The organism is Streptomyces sp. ITFR-16 (assembly GCF_031844705.1).
In the GTDB taxonomy this organism is placed as follows: domain Bacteria; phylum Actinomycetota; class Actinomycetes; order Streptomycetales; family Streptomycetaceae; genus Streptomyces.
Genome location: NZ_CP134609.1, coordinates 839,502 through 861,567, shown reverse-complemented (window position 1 = coordinate 861,567; position 22,066 = coordinate 839,502). Strand labels below are relative to the sequence as shown.

The following is a 22,066-nucleotide window of genomic DNA, read 5'->3' as shown; positions in this document are numbered from 1 at the left end:
AGGCAGAGGTTAGCGCGGCCCCACGTGGCGGTGTACGGCCGGGAGGGCTTCGTGGGGCAGGATCGAGGGAGAAGGAACTAAGCGCTTGCTCGCCCCAGGGGTTGTGCGGAGCGCGGCGGGTTCTTAGCATCATCGGTGTTACATCAGTTGTGTCATACCGCTGGGGGCTCGATGGCAACGACAGGGAACGGCACGCGCGGCCCGCTGGACGGAGTGCGCGTGGTGGAGCTGGCGGGCATCGGCCCCGGCCCGTTCGCCGCGATGCTCCTGGCCGATCTGGGCGCCGATGTCGTGCGGGTCGACCGGCCCGGCGGCGCCGGACTCGGCATCGACCCCGCCCTCGACCTCACCAACCGCAACAAGCGCTCCGTCCTCGTCGACCTCAAGGCCCCCGACGGTCCGGCCGCGGTCCTGGACCTGGTGGAGCGCGCCGACATCCTGATCGAGGGCTACCGGCCGGGCGTCGCCGAGCGCCTGGGCGTCGGCCCCGACGAAGCACTCGCCCGCAACCCCCGGCTCGTCTACGGCCGGATGACCGGCTGGGGCCAGGACGGACCGCTCGCCGACCGGGCCGGGCACGACATCGCCTACATCGCGCTCACCGGCACCCTCTCCATGATCGGCAGGCCGGACGAGCCGCCCACCGTCCCCGCCAATCTGCTCGGCGACTACGCGGGCGGCTCGCTCTACCTCGTCGTCGGCGTCCTCGCCGCCCTCCAGCACGCCCGTACCCCCGGCGGCGGCGGACAGGTCGTGGACGCGGCCATCGTCGACGGCGCCTCCCATCTCGCCATGATGATCCACGGCATGATGGCGGCCGGCGGCTGGCAGGACCGGCGCGGCTCCAACCTGCTGGACGGCGGCTGTCCGTTCTACGGCTCGTACGAGACCGCCGACGGCGCCTACATGGCGGTCGGCCCGCTGGAGCAGCGGTTCTACGACGAGTTCACCACGCTCCTCGGTATCGACGGCACCGCCCCCGACCGGGGCGACCTCGCCCGCTGGGAGGAGCTGCGCACCGTCGTGGCCGACCGGTTCCGCACCCGCACCCGTGCCGAGTGGACCGAGGTCTTCGACGGCTCGGACGCCTGTGTGGCCCCCGTCCTCTCGCTCCGCGAGGCACCCCGCCACCCGCATCTCGCCGCCCGCGCCACCTTCGTCGAACACGGCGGACTCACCCAGCCGGCGCCCGCGCCCCGGTTCTCGGCCACCCCCTCCTCGGTGCGCACCGGCCCGGCGCTGCCGGGCGCGGACACCGACGCCGTCGCCGCCGACTGGGACGTACCCGGTCTGCGGACCACCCGGAAGGACACCACCGACTGATGCAGCGGCAGATCTTCACCGAAGAGCACGACGCGTTCCGCGAGACCGTCCGGACCTTCCTGGCCAAGGAGGTCCTTCCGCACTACGAGCAGTGGGAGAAGGACGGCATCGTCTCGCGCGAGGTCTGGCGCGCGGCCGGACGCCAGGGCCTGCTCGGCCTCGCCGTGCCCGAGGAGTACGGCGGCGGCGGCACCACCGACTTCCGCTACAGCGCGGTCCTCGCCGAGGAGTTCACCCGGGCCGGCACCCCCGGGGTCGCGCTCGGGCTGCACAACGACATCATCGGCCCCTACCTCACGGGCCTCGCCACCGAGGAGCAGAAGCGGCGCTGGCTGCCCGGCTTCTGCAGCGGCGAGATCATCACCGCCATCGCGATGACCGAACCCGGCGCCGGCTCCGACCTCCAGGGCATCCGCACCACCGCCGAGGACCGGGGCGACCACTGGCTGCTCAACGGCTCCAAGACGTTCATCTCCAACGGCATCCTCGCCGACCTGGTGGTCGTCGTCGCGAAGACCACCCCGGAGGGCGGCGCCAAGGGTCTCTCGCTGATCGTCGTCGAGCGCGGCGCGGAGGGCTTCGAGCGGGGCCGCAACCTCGACAAGATCGGCCAGAAGTCCCAGGACACCGCCGAGCTGTTCTTCCACGACGTCCGCGTCCCCAAGGAGAACCTCCTCGGCGAGCGCGACGGCGCCTTCATCCACCTGATGACCAACCTGGCCCAGGAGCGCATGGGCATAGCCGTCGCGGGCATCGCCGCCGCCGAACACCTCCTGGAGATCACCACCGCGTACGTCAAGGAGCGCGAGGCGTTCGGGCGGCCGCTCGCCAAGCTCCAGCACATCCGCTTCGAGATCGCGGAGATGGCCACCGAGTGCGCCGTCACCCGGGCCTTCCTCGACCGGTGCATCACCGACCACTCGGCGGGCACCCTCGACGCCGTGCACGCGTCGATGGCGAAGTGGTGGGCGACCGAACTGCAAAAGCGCGTCGCCGACCGCTGCCTCCAACTCCACGGCGGCTACGGCTACATGGCGGAGTACCCCGTGGCCAGGGCGTTCACCGACGGCCGCATCCAGACCATCTACGGCGGCACCACCGAGATCATGAAGGAGATCATCGGCCGCTCGCTGCTCGCCTGACCCCTGTTCGCCGAAACCCTGTCGCGCCACCACCCTCGAAAGGCAGCTGTCTTGAGTACCGAAGCATTCGTCTACGACGCGATCCGCACCCCGCGCGGCCGCGGCAAGGCCAACGGGGCCCTGCACGGCACCAAGCCGATCGACCTCGTCGTCGGCCTCATCCACGAGATCCGCGGCCGCTTCCCCGGACTGGACCCGGCGGCCATCGACGACATCGTCCTCGGCGTCGTCAGCCCGCTCGGTGACCAGGGCTCCGACATCGCCCGGATCGCCGCCATCGCGGCCGGCCTGCCCGACACCGTCGCCGGGGTCCAGGAGAACCGCTTCTGTGCCTCCGGCCTCGAAGCCGTCAACCTGGCCGCCGCCAAGGTCCGTTCGGGCTGGGAGGACCTCATCCTGGCGGGCGGGGTCGAGTCGATGTCCCGGGTGCCGATGGGCTCCGACGGCGGCGCCTGGGCGATGGACCCGATGACCAACTACGAGACCGGCTTCGCCCCGCAGGGCGTCGGCGCCGACCTCATCGCGACGATCGAGGGCTTCTCCCGCCGCGACGTCGACGAGTTCGCCGCGCTGTCCCAGGAGCGGGCCGCCGAGGCGTGGAAGGACAACCGCTTCGCGCGCTCCGTCGTCCCCGTCAAGGACCGCAACGGCCTCGTCGTCCTCGACCACGACGAGCACATGCGCCCCGGCACCACCGCCGACTCCCTCGCCGCGCTCAAGCCGTCGTTCGCCGGCATCGGCGAGATGGGCGGCTTCGACGCGGTCGTGCTGCAGAAGTACCACTGGGTGGAGAAGATCGACCACGTCCACCACGCGGGCAACTCCTCCGGCATCGTCGACGGAGCCGCCCTCGTCGCGATCGGCTCGAAGGAGATCGGCGAGCGCTACGGCCTCACCCCGCGCGCCCGGATCGTCTCCGCCGCCGTGTCCGGGTCCGAGCCCACCATCATGCTCACCGGCCCCGCCCCCGCCACCCGCAAGGCGCTCGCCAAGGCCGGGCTGACCATCGACGACATCGACCTGGTCGAGATCAACGAGGCCTTCGCCGGCGTCGTCCTGCGCTTCGCCCGGGACATGGGTCTCTCGCTCGACAAGATCAACGTCAACGGCGGCGCCATCGCGCTCGGCCACCCGCTCGGCGCCACCGGGGCGATGATCCTCGGCACCCTCATCGACGAGCTGGAGCGCCAGGACAAGCGGTACGGCCTCGCCACCCTCTGCGTGGGCGGCGGCATGGGCATCGCCACCGTCATCGAGCGTCTCTGACCGTCCCCGGCCACCCCTGCTTACGGAGAAGACAGACACATGACCGAGAGCACGACCATCCGCTGGGAACAGGACGAGACCGGCGTCGTCACCCTCGTACTCGACGACCCCGACCAGTCCGCCAACACGATGAACCAGGCCTTCAAGGACTCCATCGCGGCCATCGCGGACCGCGCCGAGGCCGAGAAGGACTCCATCCGCGGCATCATCTACACCTCCGCCAAGAAGACGTTCTTCGCCGGCGGCGACCTCAAGGACATGATCAAGGTCGGCCCCGAGAACGCCCAGCAGGCGTTCGACACCGGCACCGCCATCAAGAACTCGCTGCGCCGCATCGAGACCCTCGGCAAGCCCGTCGTCGCCGCCATCAACGGCGCGGCCCTCGGCGGCGGTTACGAGATCGCGCTCGCCTCCCACCACCGCGTCGCCCTCGACGCGCCCGGCTCCCGCATCGGCCTGCCCGAGGTCACCCTCGGCCTGCTGCCCGCCGGCGGCGGCGTCACCCGCACCGTACGGCTGATGGGTATCGCCGACGCGCTGCTCAAGGTGCTCCTCCAGGGCACCCAGTACACCCCGCGGCGCGCGCTGGAGAACGGCCTGGTCCACGAGGTCGCCGCCACCCCCGAGGAGATGCTGGACAAGGCCCGCGCCTTCATCGACGCCAACCCCGAGTCCCAGCAGCCCTGGGACGTCAAGGGCTACCGGATCCCCGGCGGCACCCCGTCGAACCCGAAGTTCGCCGCGAACCTCCCCGCGTTCCCCTCCAACCTCAAGAAGCAGCTGAACGGCGCCCCGATGCCCGCGCCGCGCAACATCCTCGCCGCGGCCGTCGAGGGCTCCCAGGTCGACTTCGAGACCGCCCTGACCATCGAGGCCCGGTACTTCACCGAGCTGGTCACCGGCCAGGTCTCCAAGAACATGATCCAGGCGTTCTTCTTCGACCTCCAGGCCGTCAACTCCGGCGCCAGCCGCCCCAAGGGCATCGAGGAGCGCCAGGTCCGCAAGGTCGCCGTCCTCGGCGCCGGGATGATGGGCGCGGGCATCGCGTACTCCTGCGCCAGGGCCGGCATCGACGTGGTTCTCAAGGACGTCTCCGCGGAGGCCGCCGCCAAGGGCAAGGCGTACAGCGAGAAGCTGCTCGACAAGGCGCTCTCCCGGGGCCGTACGACCGAGGCCGGGCGCGAGGAGCTGCTGGCGCGCATCACCCCGACCGGCGACCCGGCCGACCTCGCGGGCTGCGACGCGGTCATCGAGGCCGTCTTCGAGGACACCGCGCTCAAGCACAAGGTGTTCCAGGAGATCCAGGACATCATCGAGCCGGACGCGCTGCTCTGCTCCAACACCTCCACGCTGCCCATCACGGTGCTGGCCGAAGGCGTCTCGCGCCCCGCCGACTTCATCGGGCTGCACTTCTTCTCGCCCGTCGACAAGATGCCGCTCGTCGAGATCATCAAGGGTGAGAAGACCGGCGACGAGGCGCTGGCCCGCGCCTTCGACCTGGTCCGCCGGATCAAGAAGACGCCGATCGTCGTCAACGACTCGCGCGGTTTCTTCACCTCGCGGGTCATCGGCCAGTTCATCAACGAGGGCGTCGCCATGGTCGGCGAGGGCGTCGAGCCGGCCTCCGTCGAGCAGGCCGCCGCCCAGGCGGGCTACCCGGCCAAGGTGCTCTCCCTGATGGACGAGCTGACCCTCACCCTGCCGCGCAAGATCCGCAACGAGACCAGGCGCGCGGTGGAGGAGGCCGGCGGCAGCTGGGCCGGCCACCCCTCGGACGCGGTCATCGACCGGATGGTCGACGAGTTCGGCCGCCCGGGACGCAGCGGTGGCGCGGGCTTCTACGAGTACGACGAGAACGGGAAGCGCACCCGCCTCTGGCCCGGCCTGCGCGAGCACTTCACGCGACCCGGCACGGACATCTCCTTCACCGACATGCAGGAACGGATGCTCTTCTCCGAGGCCCTGGACAGCGTCCGCTGCCTGGAGGAGAACGTCCTGATCACCGTCGCGGACGCCAACATCGGCTCGATCATGGGCATCGGCTTCCCGCCGTGGACCGGCGGCGTGCTCCAGTACATCAACGGGTACGAGGGCGGCCTGCCCGGCTTCGTGGCCCGCGCCCGGGAACTCGCCGAGCGCTACGGCGACCGCTTCCTGCCGCCCGCGCTGCTGGTGGAGAAGGCGGAGAAGGGCGAGACCTTCCACGACTGAGGCCGTTCCGGAGCGCGTTGACCGTCACTCGGCGGTGAACGCGCTCCGCAGCTCCTCCTTCAGCGACCGCTGAAACGCCGTCACCAGCGCCTGCACCACGATCGGCTGCATATGGGCCGACAGCGACTTCATCGCCGCCACATGCTCCGGGTCGCCCTCGCGCTCCCGGTACGGATTCCACACCTCGTCCCGGAACAGCCGGGTCATCTCCTGCGCGGCGGAGCGGGTGTGCTCCAGCAGGACGGTCCGCGCCGCCAGGATCGTCTCGTGCGCGATCGGCACGTCCAGCAGCTCCACCCCGAGCCGCAGCAGCCCCGGATCCACCCGGTACGCGCCGCCCTCCTCCGAGGGCCGCACCAGCACCCCCATCGCCGCCAGCCGCTCCACATCCGCCGCCGACAGCACCCGCCCGGCCCGCCGCTCCAGCTCGGCCCCGGAGAGGTCCTCGCTCTTGTCCGGCGCCCAGGACGCCACCAGTGCCCGGTGGATCGCCAGATCGTGGGCGCTCAGGTCGGGCGGCAGCTGTTCCAGATAGCGTTCGATCGCGGCGAGCGTCATGCCCTGGTGCTGGAGCTCCTCGATCAGCGCCAGCCGCGAGACGTGGTCCGGCCCGTAACGCCCGACCCGGCGCGCCCCGATGACCGGCGGCGGCAGCAGGCCCCGGGTGCTGTAGAACCGCACGGTACGCACGGTGACCCCGGCCCGCGCCGCCAGCTCGTCCACCGTGAGCGTCGGCTCGTCGGTCCCCGTCGCCATCTCTGCTCCTCGTGTCGGACAGTACTGGTGTCTCACCACCACTGTGAAAGTGTCCGCCACCGGAGCCGCGCCGTCCACCCCGGGCCCGTTGTCAGTGGCGGCCCGTACGGTGAGGTCATGTCGGAGATCACCCATGTACGGGGGGACGTCACGGCCCCGCAGGGCAAGGGCGTCAAGCTGATCGTCCATGTGTGCAACGACCCGGGCGGCTGGGGCAAGGGCTTCGTGCCGGCGCTCTCGCGCCGCTGGCCCGAGTCCGAGGCGGCCTACCGGCGCTGGCACCGGGAGCGCGCGGGCAATGACTTCGCCCTCGGCGCGGCGCAGTTCGTCCAGGTGGGCTCCCACCTCTGGGTGGCCAACCTGATCGGCCGGCGGGGGATGCGCACGGGCAGCAAGGGGGTGCCCGTGCGCTACGAGGCCATCGACAGGGCACTGGCGGCGGTGGGGGAGCGGGCGGCCGGCCTGGGAGCCTCGGCGCACATGCCCCGGATCGGCTGCGGGCTCGCGGGCGGCAAGTGGGACCGGATCGAGCCGCTGATAGAAAACCGGCTGACAGGCCGCGGACTTTCGGTGACGGTGTACGACATCGACTGAGGCCCGGCCGGGCCGCCGACGGGGGTTGTTGTGGTGGTGAACGGGGCGCGTGTGCCCGGGTATGTGCTGAGGCCTTACCGCGGTGGTGAGGACCATGCCGCGATGGCCGCCGTGCGGGCGGGGAGTGCGGAGCACGACGGGGTCGATGCCGGCTCCGTCGTGGAGGGGCTGCCGACCGGGGCCGAGATCGGTGAGGCCTCGGCGAAGCTGGACGATCCCGCCGGGAGCCAGGTTCTGGTCGAGCACGAGGGGAGCGTGGTCGGTTACGTCACGCTCCGGTGGTGGCGGGAGCGGGACGGAACCCGGCTCTATCTGCACCGGGGCCATCTGCTGCCCGCGCACCGGGGCCGGGGCGTCGGCTCGGCCATGCTCGACTGGGCCGAGGGCCGGATCCGCGACCTCGTGGAGCGGCAGGGCACGGCGGGAACGGCCGTGCTCGGTGCGAACGCGACGGCCGGTGAACGGGATGCGACACGGCTGCTGCTCGACGCCGGGTACCGGCGCGTCTTCAGCCTCGTGGAGCTGGAGCTGTCCGATCTCGCCCAGCTGCCCGACAGCGAGCCGCCGCCGGCCGGGGTCCGCCTCGGCCCGGTCGGAGCGGAGGACTACCGCGCGGCGTGGCGCACGGTCGTCGACTCTTACCAGGACGCGGCCTTCACCGAGGAATGGCCGTACGAGAGGTTCCTGGCCACGGCCGACCCGGCCTGCTGGCGGGCCGCCTGGCAGGGCGAGGAGCTGGCGGCCGTCGCCCTGTGCTCGATCCGCCCGCAGGACCGCACGGTGGGCGAGGTCGAGGAGCTGAGTGTCCGGGCGCAGTCCAGGCGGCTCGGCCTCGGGCGGAGCGTGCTGCTGGACGGGCTGCGCAGCCTGCGCGCCCACGGTGCGCGTAGCGCCCGGCTGTACACGGGGACGGCCAATCCGTACCGCTCCTACGACCTCTACGAGAGCGTGGGGTTCCGGCGGCGGAACGAGTACGTGCGCTACCGCAAGCCGCTGGGCGGCTGAACCGCCCGTGCGGATACAGGAGTACGGAACATGTCACTCTGTTCCGGCTTCTATGGTGGGGTGTGGGGTGCACAGGCGGAACGGGGAGGGCCATGGCGGCGCGGAGCACCGACGAGACACTGCCGGTCCTCGGGGCCGGCGCGCAGCCGCCCTCCGACGCGCTGAGCGAACAGATCCTGGACGCCGCGCGTGAGCAGTTCATGACCTTCGGGCTGCGCCGCTCGACCGTCGACGACGTCGCCAAGCGCGCCCGGGTCTCCCGGGTCACCGTGTACCGGCGGATCGGCAACAAGGACAGCCTGGTCTCGGCGTGCCTGCTGCGCGAGTACCGCCGGTTCGTGGTGGAGGTCGACGAGGCGGTGGCCGCGCTGCCCACGGTCGAGGACCGGCTCGTCGAGGGCTTCGCCGCCGTGCTGCGGCACATCCGCGAACACCCGCTGGTCGGCGGGCTGCTGCGGCTGGAGCCCGAGACCATGCTCCCCTTCCTGACCCTGGAGAGCGGACCGGCGTTCCTCGCCATCCGGGGCTACCTGGCCGGCCGGCTGCGCGACGCGCGCGCCGCGCAGGGCGGCCCGGCGAGCGATCCGACCCCCGTCGCCGAGCTGATGGTGCGGATCACCGTCTCCTTCCTCCTCAACCCCGTCAGCTGCTTCGAGCTGGACGACGACACCCAGGTACGGGAGTTCGCCCGCCGCTACCTCGTCCCGCTGCTCGCCGCCGGCTAGGCGCTAGGCCCGGTCGGCGGGCGCCGCCTCGTCCGGCAGCGGCTCCAGGGGGCGGCCGCCCGCCCAGTGCGGGCCGAGGTCGTCGAGCCGCCAGCCGAAGGGGTACGAACGGGGGCGCGGTCGCGACGGCAGGCGGCGCGGCCGGGCCGGCAGCCCGCGGACGCACCGTGCGCGCAGCCGCAGGGCCGCCGACGCCGAGGTCCGCACCCAGCGAGGCTGCGGCCGGAACCCCAGCGCCGTCAGCAGCGGCTCGTCCAGCAGCGCCAGCGCGAAGCGCGCGACGAACGGCCGCAGCGGACGGGGATACCAGCTCGCGATCACCCGGAACGTGGCGCTCGCGACCCGCCGGTTGGCGGGGTCGTACGCGAACATCCGCGCCTCGTAGGCATCGAGAAGCCGCTCGAACCCCTCATAGGTCTCGGGCACCCCCTCGATCCCCATCATCGCCCCCGTCTTCCGCCCGGCCTCCGCCAGCGCCTGGACCTCCTGCGGGCACAGCGGGCGCCAGCCGTACCGGTCGATCCAGCGCTTGGGCCCCACGACCGTGGTCGCGAGGACATAGCGGAAGTCCTCGTCCGGGATCCGGTACTTGCCGTGGATCCGGTTGAGATGGCGCGCCGCGGCCCGCCCGCGCTCCGAGTCGAAGCCGTCGACGGCCATCTCGTACCCGATCAGCACCGTGTCGTCGTACCGCTTCTGTCCATGGCGCTCGAACTCCTGGGTGCGGTCCAGGAGCACGGAGATCCGGGGGACGCCGTAGTCGCGCAGAAAGGCGACGCTCACGCCCTGCCGGTAGTCCCAGGGGAACTCGTACTGAGAGATCAGCCGGAGGATCTCGGCGTAATCGCGGGCGGGATCCATCCGGCGGATCTCGCGCAGGCGGCTGTAGCGGCCCATGGTGCGCCCTCCCTGTCCGTGTCCGGCTCCCAGCGGCCCATGAGCCGTCGTGCCGTCGGCCCAACTCCGGTTGCCCGTAATGAATATGACGGACCATCCGGCCACGAGAGTCAAAGATACAAATACTATCGACTTGTTTCATCGGTCCCGTCAATGCCGCCGTCACCCGCCCCTGCCCCCGGCCTCCCGGGGCCGCCGCGCACCGCCCGTGCGGGGCCCGCATACTGGATCACGTACGGGATCACGCGGAGGCCGGGCGCTTCGGTCCGGCGCCCGCCGACCGCCGGGAGTACCGCATGAGCAGCGCAGCAGCCGCGAACGCCGACCCCGCGCCGCCCCCGCCCGGCGGCGTGCTGTGGAGCCTGTCCGGCGACATCCGGGCCCTGCTGATGCTGCCCGCCGCCCTCACCCTCCAGGTCGCCCACCCCGCCGTCGGCGCCGGTGTCGACGAGCACTCCGTCTTCCGTACCGACCCCTGGGGGCGCGGCGAGCGCTCCCTCCGCTCCCTTCAGCTCTGGGTGTACGGGGGCGAGGAAGCCGCCGAGGAGGGGCGCAGGCTCCGCCGGCTGCACCGCACCATCCGGGGCACCGACACCCGGGGCCGCCCCTACCACGCCCTGTCACCGGCGAACTACGCCTGGGTGCACGCCACCGGCTTCCCCGTCTACCGGCACGGGGCGCACTATCTGATCCGCCCGATGAGCGCGGCACAGGAGCGCGCCCTGTACCGGGAATGGCTCCAGGTGGGCCGGGTGCTCGGCATCCACGACCGGGACATGCCGCAGACGGTCGAGGAGTTCTGGCCCTACTACCGGGGCGTGCTCGCCGACGAGATCGAGAGGACCGTCGTCGTCCGGGAACTCGTCGCCACCGACAGCCCCGTTCCACCGCCGGGCCGGGGGCCGCTGCCGCTCCGGATCCTGCTCAGGGCGCTGTGGCCGGTGCTGCTCCCGCCGCTCGCTGGGTTCCGGGCGTTCCTGACCGTCGGGCTGATGCCGCCCGACGCCCGTGAGGCGATCGGGCTGGAGTGGACCGACGCCCAGGAGCGCGCGCTGCGGCGGTTCTGTTCCGTGGTGCGGGTGGTCGTCCCGGTGCTGCCGGAGCGGCTGCGCTATCTGCCGAGGGCGCGCAGGGCGCGGGCCGCCCACCGGAAGGCGGGCGGGTCCTGGGGCGTGTCGGCGAACTGATGTCTGCCGGGCGACGCCATGCACGCACTCTCGCCGCACCGGGTCCAGTACAGGGGCCTGGGGCCGGCACGCCGAGAGCACCCACCTGACGCCGCCCGGCCGCCCTTCGGGCGACGACGTCAGTTCGACGACACGCCCTAGGCCGACGCGCGGCGGACCAGCTCCGTCGGGGTGATCACCGAATCGGGCCCCGGGTCGCCGTCGCTCAGCCGCTCCATCAGCAGCCGGACCATCAGCCGCCCCATGCCCACCACATCCTGACGGACCGTCGTCAGCGGCGGGTCGGTGGCCTCGGCGACCGACTCCATGTCGTCGAACCCGACCAGCGCCACGTCCTGCGGCACCCGGCGGCCGTGCTCGCGCAGTACCCGCAGCGCGCCCGACGCCATCAGGTCGTTGGCCGCGAAGACGGCGTCCAGGTCCGGCCGCCGCTCCAGCAGCCGGGTCATCGCCCGGGCCCCGCCCTCCGCCGTGAAGTCCCCGTCCTCGACGAGCGCCGGGTCGCCCCCGGGCAGCACGTCGGTGTACCCGTCGATCCGGTCGAGCGCCGAGGTCTGGTCCCGGGGGCCCGCGATGTGCGCGATGTGCCGGCGGCCGAGGGAGACCAGATGGCGCACGGCCTCGCGGGCACCGCCCCGGTTGTCGCAGTCCACGAACGGCACCGCCAGCTCGGAGGCGGCTCCGGGGCGCCCGGGCCGGCCGCCGTAGACGGTCGGTACCCGGAAGCGCCGGATGACCGCGGGCAGCTCGTCGTCCGTGTGCAGGGAGAAGGCCAGCACCCCGTCCACATGGCCCCCGGCCAGATAGCGGCTGACCCGGTCGAAGTCGCCGCTGCCCTCCACCAGGAGCAGCACCAACTGGGCGTCGTGGGCGTTGAGTTCGCGGCTGATGCCCCGGATGTGCTGGGAGAAGAAGGGGTCGGAGAAGATCCGGACCTCGGGCTCGTCGATGATCACGGCCACCGCGCCGTTGCGCCGGGTCACCAGGGTACGGGCGGCGTGGTTCGGGATGTAGCCGAGTTCCTCGACCGCCTTGCGGACCTGGTCAACGAGCGGTTGCCGGACCCCCGCGCCGCCGTTCACCACCCGGGAGGCCGTCGCCCGGGAGACCCCGGCGCGGGCCGCCACCGCTTCCAGCGTGGGGCGCGCGTGGAGAGGGGCATCGGGGCTCGGACCGGGCAAGGGACGCTCCTCAGGGGCGCGGACGGAGGCCGGAAACGGCCGGGGCCGGCCGATCGGCGCGAACCCCGCCAGCCTAACGGCCCGGTCCCCGGCCCCGTCGGCCGCCATCACGGGCGGGCGCCGCACCACTCCCGCCGGCGTTGCGGGCGGGCGCCGTGCCACTCTCGCCCCCTCCGCACCACACACCACACGCGCCCCGGCGCGCGGCCCGTCGTGCGCAGGGCTGTCGCACCGCCTCCGGCAGGAGTATCTTCCGGCCATGCCGATCGCGCCGACAGGCGACGGACGGCGGCCGCCCCGGCGCGGCCGCATCCGCAATCTCGCACTGACGGCGGTGGCCGCCGCCCTGGCCGTTCCGCTGCTCTCCGTCCCCTCCGACGCCGCCCGCACCCCGCCCCGTACCGGCTTCGAGGCCACCGGCGGGGCCCGCTGGACCCGCCCGGCCGAGGAGAGTGCCCTGCTCGAAGCCGCCGGCCGGCACAGCGACCGGGTCTCCGTCGTGCGCATCGGGACGACCGAGCGGGGGCGCCCGCTGCGGCTCGTCCGGATCGGCAGCCGCCGCCCGGACGCGCTCACCGTCCTGCTGGTCTGCAGCCAGCACGGCGACGAGCCCGCCGGCCGGGAGGCCTGTCTGACGACGGTCCGCGATCTCGCCTACGCCACCGACCCGCGCACCCGCGCCTTCCTCGCCCGGACCGAGGTCCTCGTCGTCCCCACCGCCAACCCCGACGGCCTGGCCGCCGGGACCCGGGGCAACGCCGACGGGGTCGACATCAACCGCGACCACCTCGCCCTGCGCACCGCCGGGGCCCGCGCGCTGGCCACCGTACTGCGGGACCAGGAACCCGACGTGGTCGCGGACTTGCACGAGTACGGTGCCACCGCGCCGTACTACGACAAGGATCTGTACGTCCTGTGGCCGCGCAACCTCAACACCGACGGCCCGCTCTACGACGAGGCGCGGTACCTGGTCCAGCGGCGGGTGCGCCCCGCTGTCCTGGACGCCGGGTACAGCGGCGGGGTCTACGGCGTCTGGACCGACCCGGACACCGGCTCCGAGCTCAGACGGAGCGCGGGCGACGGCCAGGAGCGCATCCTGCGCAACGCGGCCGCCCTCAAGCACGCGGTCGGACTCCTGGTCGAATCCCGTACGGACGCGCTCCTCGCCGGCGAACGGGCCGACCCGGCACTCGCCCGCCGCCGACGGGTGGCCTCGCAACTGACCGTACTCACCGAGCTCTTCCTCTACGCGGACGAGCGGCGCTCCGTCATCCGCGACGCCACCGCACGCTCCCGGGCGGCCGGTGCCGGTGCCCGGGGGCCCGTCTTCCTCGGGGGAGCGGACAACGAGGCACCGGCGCCGCACCGGATCCTCCGGGACCCGCCCTGCGGATACCGGCTGACGAGGGAGGACTTCACCCGGGTCGGGGGCGAACTCGCCCTGCACGGTGTCACCTCCCGGCCCGATGGTGACGGTGTGTATGTGCCGCTGCGGCAGCCCGCCCGGAAGCTGATCCCGCTCCTGCTGGACCAGAGGGCGGCATATCACCTCACAAACGGTCAACCCGATACCGCTTGTTGATCCCGGAAGAAGTACGGCGCGTGTGGTACTGCCTACGGAGAGCGAAATTTCAGCTTCCGTGAAAGGTGCCATTCGTGTCGCAGGACGATCAGAGAACGGGCGGCAGGGGGGATCTGTCGGTGACGGCGGATCTTCCCGGTGATCCGACCCAGGGCCGGCGCCCCACGACCGACCGGGTGGTGTTCGGCGTCACCGCGGTCCTCACCCTCGCCTTCGTGGTCTGGGGAGCCACCGCCACCGACTCGCTGGAGACCGTGTCCAGCAAGGCCCTCAACGGACTCATCCACAACGGTGGTTGGGCCTTCATGCTGGCCGCCTCCGGCTTCGTGGTCTTCGCCCTGTGGCTCGCCATCAGCCGGTACGGGAAGATCACCCTCGGCCAGGAGGACGAGGAGCCGGAGTTCCGGACGGTGTCCTGGGTCGCGATGATGTTCAGCGCCGGTATGGGCATCGGCCTGATGTTCTACGGCGTCAGCGAACCGCTGGCGCACTTCACCGACCCGCCGCCCGGCACCCACCCCGCCGACGCCGCCGAGGCGATGCAGACGGCGATGGCCACCACCCTCTTCCACTGGACGCTCCACCCCTGGGCGATCTACGCGGTGGTCGGCCTGGCCATCGCGTACAGCACCTTCCGGCGCCGCAGGCGGCAGACCATCAGCGCGGTCTTCGAGCCGCTCATCGGCCCCCGCCACGCACACGGCGGCCTCGGCCGGCTCATCGACATCCTGGCCATCTTCGCCACCCTGTTCGGCTCGGCCGCCTCGCTGGGGCTCGGGGCGCTCCAGATCGGCAGCGGCTTCCACGAGCTGAACTGGAAGGAGAAGACCGGCACCGGACTGCTGGTCCTGATCATCGCCGTGCTGACCGTGGCGTTCGTCGCCTCGGCGATCTCCGGCGTCGAGAAGGGCATCCAGTGGCTGTCGAACATCAACATGGTGCTCGCCCTGATCCTGGCCGTCTTCGTGTTCATCGCGGGCCCCACGATCATCGTGCTCGACCTGCTGCCCACCTCGGTCGCCGCCTACCTCGGTGACCTCCCGCAGCTGATCGGACGCACCGAGGCCACCGGCAAGGGGAAGGTCGCCGAGTGGCTCGGGAACTGGACGGTCTTCTACTGGGCCTGGTGGATCTCCTGGACGCCCTTCGTCGGCATGTTCATCGCCAGGATCAGCCGGGGCCGGACCATCCGTCAGTTCATCGGCGGCGTCATCCTCGTCCCGAGCACGGTCAGCCTGATCTGGTTCGCGGTCTTCGGCGGCACCGCGATCAAGCTCCAGGAGGCGGGCAAGCTGAACGGGGCCGACACCCAGGAGGCCCAGCTCTTCGGCGTGCTCCAGCAGTACCCCGTCGCCACGGTGATGAGCGTCCTGGTGATGATCCTGGTCGGCATCTTCTTCGTCTCCGGCGCCGACGCCGCGTCCATCGTCATGGGCACCCTCTCCCAGAAGGGCATCCTCGAACCCGCCAAGTGGGTCGTCGTCTTCTGGGGCGTCGTCACCGGCGCGGTCGCGGCCATCATGCTGCTCATCGGAAACGGCAAGGGTGACGCCCTGGCCGGCCTCCAGAACCTGACCATTCTGGTGGCGGCGCCCTTCACCATCGTGATGATCGGCATGTGCGTGTCCCTGATGCGGGACCTGCGCGAGGACCCGCTGATCGTCCGCCGCGAGTTCGGCGTGGAAGCCGTCGAGTCCGCGGTGATCGAGGGCCACGCCAAGTACGACGGCGACTTCGAGATCCGCATCGGCCCCGGCGGCAGCCAGATCACCACCGGGCGCCACGACAGACCCGGCGATTCGAGCTCCGGTGGCGGCTCCACCGCCGCCCCCTAGAGTCTGTCCGGCCGCAGGGCGTACGGCGGCTCAGCCCACCAGCTGGGCCGCCGCCCGCGCGCACCCCAGCGCCACGGTCACCCCCGCGCCCCCGTGTCCGTAGTTGTGCACCAGCCGCGCGCCGCCGGGCAGCGCCTCCGCCTCGATCCGGACCCCGGCGTCCCGGGCCGGCCGCAGCCCCACCCGGTGGCCGATCACCCGGGCCCCGGCGATCTCCGGCCGCACCCGCGCGCACCGGGCCACGATCTCCTCGGCCGTCCGGGGATCGGGCACCGTGCTCCAGTCGTCCGCCCCCGCCGTGCCGCCGAGCACCAGCCGGCCCGGCTGCGGGAAGAAGTAGGTCGTCTCGCTCGACGCCGGGTCCGCCTCGGTGAACCACTCGCGGATCCCCGGGTTCTCCACCATCACCAGCTGGCCGCGCACCGGCCGCACCCCGGGATCCGGGACCAGCGCCCGCGCGCCCAGCCCCGTGCAGTTGACCACCGTCGACGCCTCCGCGGCCGCCTCGTCGAACGAGGTGATCCTGCGGCGCTCGACCGAGCCGCCGGCCGCCCGCACCTGCCCCGCCAGCCAGTCCAGATGGACCGGCATGTCGATCAGCGGCAGCCGGCACCGCAGCCCCTCGGCCGTCTCCCGGACGTCCCTGAGCTCCCCGGCCCACGGCCCGAGCGCGGCGAGGCGTTCACCCCGGTGCACCCCCTCGACCAGCCGGACACCGGTCTCCGCCGGACGGGCGGCCAGCTCCTCGTACCGCCGCAGGGTGTCCAGCGACCAGTCGCCGACCCGGGCCAGCGGCTCGATCCGGTAGGGCCACCACAGGGCGCCCGCCACCGCCGACGTCGTGGCCTCGGCCGGTTCCCGGGACCAGACGCGCACCCGGTGGCCCCGCTCGGCCAGCACCAACGCCGTGCTGAGCCCACTGACGCCGCCACCCACCACGATCACTTCCGTCACTGCCGCTCCACCCCTTCGCGCCGGTCCCCGTTCCTGGCGGGACGGTAGCCGAGACCGGGCGAGGGTGCGCGGGAATCCCGGCCGGGCCCCGCTCCGGCGCCGATTAGGATCAGTACCCTGATGACTGCCACCCTCGTCGCCAAGGACCTCGCCGCCGGCCACGGCGACCGCACGCTCTTCGCCGAACTCGACCTCGTGGTCGCACCCGGCGACGTGATCGGTCTCGTCGGAGTGAACGGCGCCGGAAAATCGTCACTGCTCCGGCTGCTCGCCGGCCTCGACCAGCCGGAGGAGGGCGAGCTGCGGCTCTCCCCGCCCACCGCCACGGTCGGCCATCTGCCCCAGGAGCCCGAGCGGCGACCCGGCGAGACCGTCCGGGAGTTCCTGGCCCGCCGCACGGGCGTTGCCGAGGCCCAGGCCACGATGGACACCGCCACCCAGGCCCTCGTGGACGGGGCGCCCGGCGCCGACGACGCGTACTCCGAGTCGCTGGAGCGCTGGCTGGCCCTCGGCGGCGCGGACCTGGACGAGCGGGCCGAGGAGGTCGCGGCCGACCTCGGTCTGACCGTCGGACTCGACCTGCCGATGACCGCCCTCTCCGGCGGCCAGGCGGCCCGCGCCGGTCTCGCCTCGCTGCTGCTCTCGCGCTACGACGTCTTCCTGCTCGACGAGCCCACCAACGACCTCGACCTGGACGGCCTCGAACGGCTGGAGCGCTATGTCTCGGGGCTGCGCGCCGGCACGGTCGTCATCAGCCACGACCGCGAATTCCTGATGCGCACGGTCACCAAGGTCCTCGAACTCGACCTCGCCCAGCAGCAGATCAATCTGTACGGCGGTGGCTACGCGGCCTATCTGGAGGAGCGCGAGCGCGCCCGTCGGCATGCCCGCGAGGAGTTCGAGGAGTACGCGGACAAGCGCTCGGCGCTGGAGGGCCGCGCACTGATGCAGCGCTCCTGGATGGACAAGGGCGTCAGGAACGCGCGCCGCAAGGCCACCGACTCCGACAAGATGGCCCGCAAGTTCCGCAGCGAGTCCAGCGAGAAGCAGGCCGCTAAGGCCCGGCAGACCCAGCGCATGATCGAGCGCCTCGACGTCGTCGACGAACCGCGCAAGGAGTGGGAGCTGCGGATGGAGATCGCCTCCGCGCCCCGCTCCGGCTCGGTCGTGGCGACCCTGCGCGAGGCCGAGGTGACCCTCGGGGACTTCACATTCGGCCCCGCCTCGCTCCAGATCGACTGGGCGGACCGGGTCGCCATCACCGGGGCCAACGGGGCCGGCAAGTCGACCCTGCTGGCCGCCCTGCTCGGCCGTCTCCCGCTGGACTCGGGGCACGCGAGCCTCGGCTCGGGCGTGGTCGTCGGCGAGGTCGACCAGGCGCGGAAGCTGTTCCACGGCACGGAGTCCCTGCTGGAGGCGTTCTGCGCCGCCGTCCCCGACACCGAGCCCGCCGACGTGCGCACGCTGCTCGCCAAGTTCGGGCTGCGCGCCGACCATGTGATGCGCCCGGCGACCACGCTCTCCCCGGGCGAGCGCACCCGGTCGGCGCTCGCCCTCCTCCAGGGCAGGGGCGTCAACCTCCTGGTCCTGGACGAGCCCACGAACCACCTGGACCTGCCCGCCATCGAGCAGCTGGAATCGGCGCTGGAGTCCTACACAGGGACGCTGCTGCTGGTCACCCACGACCGCCGGATGCTGGAGGCGGTCCGCACGACACGCCGCGTCGAGGTGGCGGCGGGCAGGCTCACGGAAAGCTGACGCGGGCCGGGCTCGCGGAGCCCGGCACCCCCTGTTGGTATGCCAGAGGGTTTCCAAGAGGGTGCCCCAACTTCATCTTCGTGGGAAGATTTCTGACATACCACACTTAACTCCTGAACGGGCAAGCACTTGGTATGCCAAGTGTTAGTGTCGCCTTGCTCCGGCGCGAGGACCGCCGAACGGCCGGGGCGGTCCGGTACACCGCACCCGCAGGAGGCCCCGTGCGAACCCGCTGGCGCGCCACCCACATCCTCGGCCACCGCGACGGCGGGCACGCGCTGCTGCGGAACGGCGAGATCGTGTGGGAGGACGACACGATCGTGTACGTCGGCACGGGGTACGACGGCCCGGTGGACGAGGAACGGGACCTCGGCGAGTCGCTGGTGATGCCCGGCCTCATCGATCTGGACGCCCTCACCGACATCGACCACCTCGTCCTGGACTCCTGGGCGCCCCGCGACCGCGCCGCCGGACTCCTCTGGTCCCAGAACTACTTCGACCACCGCCGCCGGGACGTCTTCACCCCGAAGGAGCGGGCCACCGTCCGCGCGTACGCGCTCGTCCAGCTGGCCCTGCACGGCATCACCACCTACATGCCCATCGCCTCCGAGGTCCACAGCGCCTGGGCGGAGCCGTACGACGAACTCGTCGCGACGGCGCGGACCTCCCGCCGCATCGGCCTGCGCGGCTACCTGGGGCCCGCCTACCGGTCCGGCGTCAACGTCGCCCTCCCCGACGGCGGCCGGGACGTCGCCTTCGACGAGGAGCGCGGCCGCACGGGGCTGCGGGACGCCGTGCGCTTCCTCGACCACACCGCCGCCCTCGGCGACCCGCTGGTCAACGGGGTGCTGCTGCCCTGCCGCATCGAGACGCTCACCGAGGACCTCCTGCGCGAGACCGCCGCCGTCGCGCGCCACCGCGACGTCCTCGTACGCCTGCACTGCCTCCAGGGCCTGACCGAACGGGACCTCGTACGGGAACGGCACGGCACCACGCCCCTCGGACTGCTCGAACGCACCGGGCTGCTGGACACCCGGCTCCTCGTGCCGCACGGCATCGTGACCGACCGCCACCCCGATGTGCACGGCGAGGACCGGGGTGACCTGGCCACCCTCGCGGCGGCCGGCGTCTCCGTCGTCCACTGCCCGCAGACCTCGCTGCGCTACGGCCAGGTACTGCACTCCTTCGCCGCCTACCGGCGGGCCGGGATCAACCTGTGCCTGGGCACCGACTCCTTCCCGCCGGACCTGATCCGGGGCATGGACACCGGCGTCCACCTCGCCAAGGTGACCGACGGACGCGCGGACGCCGCCCCCGCCGAGCACTACGTGGAGGCGGCCACGCTCGGCGGCGCCCGCGCCCTGGGCCGCACCGACCTCGGGCGGCTGGAGCCCGGCGCCCAGGCGGACCTGGTGGCCTTCCGGCTGGACGACATCCGCGACGGCGTCCAGGACGACCCCGTCCGTACGTTTCTCCTCAACGGCACCGCGCGGCAGGCCACCCACTCCGTGGTGGCGGGACGGCCCGTGCTGACCGACGGCCGCATACCGGGCATCGACCTGGCGAACCTGCGCCGCCGGGCCCAGTCCCTGTTCGAGACAATGCGCGCGGCCTACGGCGAGCGCGACCTGCACCGCCGAGGTGCCGGCGAGCTGTTCCCGCCGACGTTCCCGCCGTACGAGGAGACCTCACGATGACCGATTCACCCGAGTCCGGTGCCTCCCATGTCGACCACGCCGAACGGACGATCCGCGCCCGCATCCTGTCCGGCGAGTACCCGCCCGGGGCGCGCCTGCGGGAGCGCGAGCTCTCCGAGGCCCTGGGCTTCTCCCGCATCCCGGTCCGCGAGGCGCTCACCCGGCTGACGGGGGAGGGGCTCGTGGTGATCTCGCCCCGGCGCGGCGCGTCCGTCCGCAACCTTTCGCTGCGCGATGTGGCGGAGCTGTTCGACCTGCGGCTGAGCCTGGAGGTGTTCGCCGCCCGCCGGGCCGCGGAGGCCTGCGCGGGCGGCCGGGGCGGCGAACGGCTGCGCGAGCTCATGGAAGCGGCCGAGGACGCCACCCGGCGCGGCGACACCCAGGAGATCCCCGCCGCCAACACCGCCCTGCACGCGGAGATCGTCGCGATGACCGGGAACCGGCTGCTCCAGGACGCCCTGCAGCCCTCGCTCGGTCTGGTGCAGTGGCTGTTCACCCTCACCGGCGGACTCGACCCGCGCGTCCAGTGCACCGAGCACCAGGACATCTGCGCGGCGATCTACGCGGGCAAGCCCGATCTGGCCGACGCCCTCGCCTACGCGCACATCGAGCGGGGGCGCGGCCCCTCCCTGGCGGCCCTCGCCGAGGTGCTGCCGCCGGAATGACCCACAACTCCATACCGTGCGACCGAACAAGGAAAGGCACCACATGCTCATCACGAACGTCCGTCCCTGGGGCGGCGAGCCCTGCGACATCGAGATCAAGGACGGCGTGATAGCCGCGCTCACCCCGCACGACCCGAGCCGCGCGGCCGGGGACACCGTGGCCGGACGGGGACGGCTCGCGCTGCCGTCGTTCTCGGATGTCCACTGCCATCTCGACTCCACCCGCATGGGCCTGCCCTTCCGCCCGCACACCGGCGCCCCCGGTGTCTGGGGCATGACGATGAACGACCGCGCCCACTGGCGCGAGGACGAGTGGAGCGTCGCCCAGCGCGCCACGTACACCCTGGGCCGGATGATCGAGCGCGGCACCACCCGCGTGCGCAGCTACGCCCAGATCGACGCGGACTGCGGTCTGGAGCGGCTGGAGGGCGTCCTCGCCGCCAAGGAGGCGCACGCCGGACGGTGCGAGGTCGAGATCATGGCCTTTCCGCAGGCCGGTCTGCTCAAGGAGAAGGGCGTGCCGGAGCTGATGGACCAGGCCATGTCCGCCGGCGCGTCCGTGGTCGGCGGCATCGACCCGTGCACCCTGGACCGCGACCCGGTGCGCCACCTCGACATCGTCTTCGACCTGGCCGAGCGCCACCGGGCCCCGGTCGACATCCACCTCCACGAGCCCGGCGCACTCGGCGTGTTCAGCGTCGACCTCATCCTGGAGCGGGTGCGCGCCCTGGACATGGCCGGTCAGGTGACCCTCTCGCACGCCTATGAACTCGGCACCGTCGACGAGGCGACCACCCGCCGCCTCATCGAGGAGTTCGCCGAGCTGGACATCGCGATGGCGACCATCGCACCGGCCCAGCAGCAGAACGCCCTGCCGATGGCGCAGCTGACCGCCGCCGGTGTGCGGGTCGGCCTGGGCGAGGACGGCCAGCGCGACTTCTGGTCGCCCTACGGCAACGGCGACATGCTGGACCGCACCTGGCAGCTCGCCTTCACCAACCGCTACCGGGCCGACGAGCTGATCGAGCACTGCGTCGCCGTCGCGAGCCGCGGCGGTGCCTCGATCCTCCACGCGGACCTGCCCCGGCTGTCGTCCGTCGCCGACCGCCCGGGCCTCGCCGTCGGCGACGCCGCCGATCTGCTGCTGGTCGAGGGCGAGACGGTGGCGTCCGCCGTGATGGACCGCAGCGACGACCGCACGGTCCTGCACGCCGGCCGGGTCGTCGCGGACGGCCTGGAACTCGTCGGCTGACCCCGCCCACCACACGCCGGAGCCCGTCCACCGACC

Annotated in this window: 18 protein-coding genes; 14 read left to right on the top strand and 4 right to left on the bottom strand. The window is 72.4% G+C overall.

The features are described from left to right. The first annotated feature begins 171 nt into the window (after positions 1-171). Genes RLT58_RS03985 through RLT58_RS03970 form a run of 4 tightly spaced genes read left to right on the top strand, consistent with a single transcriptional unit; the run spans position 172 to position 5,942 of the window. Entirely contained in the window at positions 172-1,323 is a 1,152-nt protein-coding gene (locus RLT58_RS03985) for a CaiB/BaiF CoA transferase family protein (RefSeq protein WP_311308982.1), read from the top strand. After that, the gene (locus tag RLT58_RS03980) at positions 1,323-2,465 is read left to right on the top strand and encodes an acyl-CoA dehydrogenase family protein (RefSeq protein ID WP_311308981.1); all 1,143 of its coding nucleotides are present in this window, start codon (positions 1,323-1,325) and stop codon (positions 2,463-2,465) included. The genes RLT58_RS03985 and RLT58_RS03980 overlap by 1 nt, the downstream gene beginning before the upstream one ends. A gap of 51 nt (positions 2,466-2,516) precedes the next feature. Further along, positions 2,517-3,731 (top strand): acetyl-CoA C-acetyltransferase, encoded by a 1,215-nt coding sequence (locus RLT58_RS03975; protein ID WP_311308980.1) that lies wholly within the window; start codon positions 2,517-2,519, stop codon positions 3,729-3,731. Between the two features lie 39 nt (positions 3,732-3,770). Beyond that, positions 3,771-5,942 (top strand): 3-hydroxyacyl-CoA dehydrogenase NAD-binding domain-containing protein, encoded by a 2,172-nt coding sequence (locus tag RLT58_RS03970; protein ID WP_311308979.1) that lies wholly within the window; start codon positions 3,771-3,773, stop codon positions 5,940-5,942. Between the two features lie 24 nt (positions 5,943-5,966). Here RLT58_RS03970 and RLT58_RS03965 read toward each other — a convergent pair whose 3' ends face one another. After that, the gene (locus RLT58_RS03965; protein WP_311308978.1) at positions 5,967-6,698 is read right to left on the bottom strand and encodes a MerR family transcriptional regulator; all 732 of its coding nucleotides are present in this window, start codon (positions 6,696-6,698) and stop codon (positions 5,967-5,969) included. Between the two features lie 117 nt (positions 6,699-6,815). On the opposite strand from RLT58_RS03965, the gene RLT58_RS03960 reads away from it, so the two are divergent. The 3 genes from RLT58_RS03960 to RLT58_RS03950 all read left to right on the top strand — a co-directional run bounded on the left by RLT58_RS03960 (position 6,816) and on the right by RLT58_RS03950 (position 9,022). Continuing rightward, complete coding sequence (locus RLT58_RS03960) at positions 6,816-7,292, top strand: macro domain-containing protein (protein WP_311308977.1); 477 nt, start codon at positions 6,816-6,818, stop codon at positions 7,290-7,292. A gap of 102 nt (positions 7,293-7,394) precedes the next feature. Further along, positions 7,395-8,297 (top strand): GNAT family N-acetyltransferase, encoded by a 903-nt coding sequence (locus tag RLT58_RS03955; protein WP_399130859.1) that lies wholly within the window; start codon positions 7,395-7,397, stop codon positions 8,295-8,297. A gap of 92 nt (positions 8,298-8,389) precedes the next feature. Beyond that, complete coding sequence (locus RLT58_RS03950) at positions 8,390-9,022, top strand: TetR/AcrR family transcriptional regulator (protein WP_311308975.1); 633 nt, start codon at positions 8,390-8,392, stop codon at positions 9,020-9,022. A gap of 3 nt (positions 9,023-9,025) precedes the next feature. On the opposite strand, the gene RLT58_RS03945 is transcribed toward RLT58_RS03950, so the two are convergent. Further along, a complete protein-coding gene (locus RLT58_RS03945; RefSeq protein WP_311308974.1) occupies positions 9,026-9,919 on the bottom strand; it encodes an oxygenase MpaB family protein in 894 nt (297 codons plus the stop codon). A gap of 296 nt (positions 9,920-10,215) precedes the next feature. On the opposite strand from RLT58_RS03945, the gene RLT58_RS03940 reads away from it, so the two are divergent. Beyond that, entirely contained in the window at positions 10,216-11,106 is an 891-nt protein-coding gene (locus RLT58_RS03940; RefSeq protein WP_311308973.1) for an oxygenase MpaB family protein, read from the top strand. A gap of 137 nt (positions 11,107-11,243) precedes the next feature. Here RLT58_RS03940 and RLT58_RS03935 read toward each other — a convergent pair whose 3' ends face one another. Further along, positions 11,244-12,287, bottom strand: coding sequence for a LacI family DNA-binding transcriptional regulator (locus tag RLT58_RS03935; RefSeq protein ID WP_311308972.1), 1,044 nt, complete (start codon positions 12,285-12,287; stop codon positions 11,244-11,246). A gap of 259 nt (positions 12,288-12,546) precedes the next feature. Between RLT58_RS03935 and RLT58_RS03930 the strand changes: the two genes are divergently transcribed. Further along, positions 12,547-13,869 carry a M14 family metallopeptidase gene (locus RLT58_RS03930; protein WP_311308971.1) on the top strand — a complete coding sequence of 441 codons (1,323 nt, stop codon included), beginning with the start codon at positions 12,547-12,549 and terminating at the stop codon, positions 13,867-13,869. A 74-nt stretch (positions 13,870-13,943) separates the two neighbouring features. Continuing rightward, complete coding sequence (locus RLT58_RS03925; protein WP_311308970.1) at positions 13,944-15,704, top strand: BCCT family transporter; 1,761 nt, start codon at positions 13,944-13,946, stop codon at positions 15,702-15,704. A gap of 30 nt (positions 15,705-15,734) precedes the next feature. Here the strand turns inward: RLT58_RS03925 and RLT58_RS03920 are convergent, their stop codons facing one another. Continuing rightward, positions 15,735-16,658 (bottom strand): FAD-dependent oxidoreductase, encoded by a 924-nt coding sequence (locus RLT58_RS03920; RefSeq protein ID WP_311308969.1) that lies wholly within the window; start codon positions 16,656-16,658, stop codon positions 15,735-15,737. Positions 16,659-16,778: 120 nt separating this feature from the next. Here RLT58_RS03920 and RLT58_RS03915 point away from each other — a divergent pair, with 120 nt between their 5' ends. The 4 genes from RLT58_RS03915 (at position 16,779) to RLT58_RS03900 (ending at position 22,030) form a co-directional block, all read left to right on the top strand. Further along, complete coding sequence (locus RLT58_RS03915) at positions 16,779-18,416, top strand: ABC-F family ATP-binding cassette domain-containing protein (RefSeq protein WP_311308968.1); 1,638 nt, start codon at positions 16,779-16,781, stop codon at positions 18,414-18,416. A 221-nt stretch (positions 18,417-18,637) separates the two neighbouring features. After that, positions 18,638-20,113: a chlorohydrolase family protein gene (locus RLT58_RS03910; RefSeq protein WP_311308967.1), complete on the top strand. Its 1,476-nt coding sequence runs from the start codon at positions 18,638-18,640 to the stop codon at positions 20,111-20,113. Then, positions 20,110-20,778, top strand: coding sequence for a GntR family transcriptional regulator (locus tag RLT58_RS03905; RefSeq protein ID WP_311308966.1), 669 nt, complete (start codon positions 20,110-20,112; stop codon positions 20,776-20,778). The genes RLT58_RS03910 and RLT58_RS03905 overlap by 4 nt, the downstream gene beginning before the upstream one ends. A 43-nt stretch (positions 20,779-20,821) precedes the next feature. Next, positions 20,822-22,030 carry an amidohydrolase gene (locus tag RLT58_RS03900; RefSeq protein WP_311308965.1) on the top strand — a complete coding sequence of 403 codons (1,209 nt, stop codon included), beginning with the start codon at positions 20,822-20,824 and terminating at the stop codon, positions 22,028-22,030. Positions 22,031-22,066: the final 36 nt, after the last annotated feature.

Bases quoted from the DNA above. Each gene is read 5' to 3' on its own strand.
- RLT58_RS03985 (WP_311308982.1), top strand. From the start codon at position 172: ATGGCAACGACAGGGAACGGCACGCGCGGCCCGCTGGACGGAGTGCGC.
- RLT58_RS03980 (WP_311308981.1), top strand. From the start codon at position 1,323: ATGCAGCGGCAGATCTTCACCGAAGAGCACGACGCGTTCCGCGAGACC.
- RLT58_RS03970 (WP_311308979.1), top strand. From the start codon at position 3,771: ATGACCGAGAGCACGACCATCCGCTGGGAACAGGACGAGACCGGCGTC.
- RLT58_RS03965 (WP_311308978.1), bottom strand. From the start codon at position 6,698: ATGGCGACGGGGACCGACGAGCCGACGCTCACGGTGGACGAGCTGGCG.
- RLT58_RS03960 (WP_311308977.1), top strand. From the start codon at position 6,816: ATGTCGGAGATCACCCATGTACGGGGGGACGTCACGGCCCCGCAGGGC.
- RLT58_RS03955 (WP_399130859.1), top strand. From the start codon at position 7,395: ATGGCCGCCGTGCGGGCGGGGAGTGCGGAGCACGACGGGGTCGATGCC.
- RLT58_RS03950 (WP_311308975.1), top strand. From the start codon at position 8,390: ATGGCGGCGCGGAGCACCGACGAGACACTGCCGGTCCTCGGGGCCGGC.
- RLT58_RS03945 (WP_311308974.1), bottom strand. From the start codon at position 9,919: ATGGGCCGCTACAGCCGCCTGCGCGAGATCCGCCGGATGGATCCCGCC.
- RLT58_RS03940 (WP_311308973.1), top strand. From the start codon at position 10,216: ATGAGCAGCGCAGCAGCCGCGAACGCCGACCCCGCGCCGCCCCCGCCC.
- RLT58_RS03930 (WP_311308971.1), top strand. From the start codon at position 12,547: ATGCCGATCGCGCCGACAGGCGACGGACGGCGGCCGCCCCGGCGCGGC.
- RLT58_RS03915 (WP_311308968.1), top strand. From the start codon at position 16,779: ATGACTGCCACCCTCGTCGCCAAGGACCTCGCCGCCGGCCACGGCGAC.
- RLT58_RS03905 (WP_311308966.1), top strand. From the start codon at position 20,110: ATGACCGATTCACCCGAGTCCGGTGCCTCCCATGTCGACCACGCCGAA.
- RLT58_RS03900 (WP_311308965.1), top strand. From the start codon at position 20,822: ATGCTCATCACGAACGTCCGTCCCTGGGGCGGCGAGCCCTGCGACATC.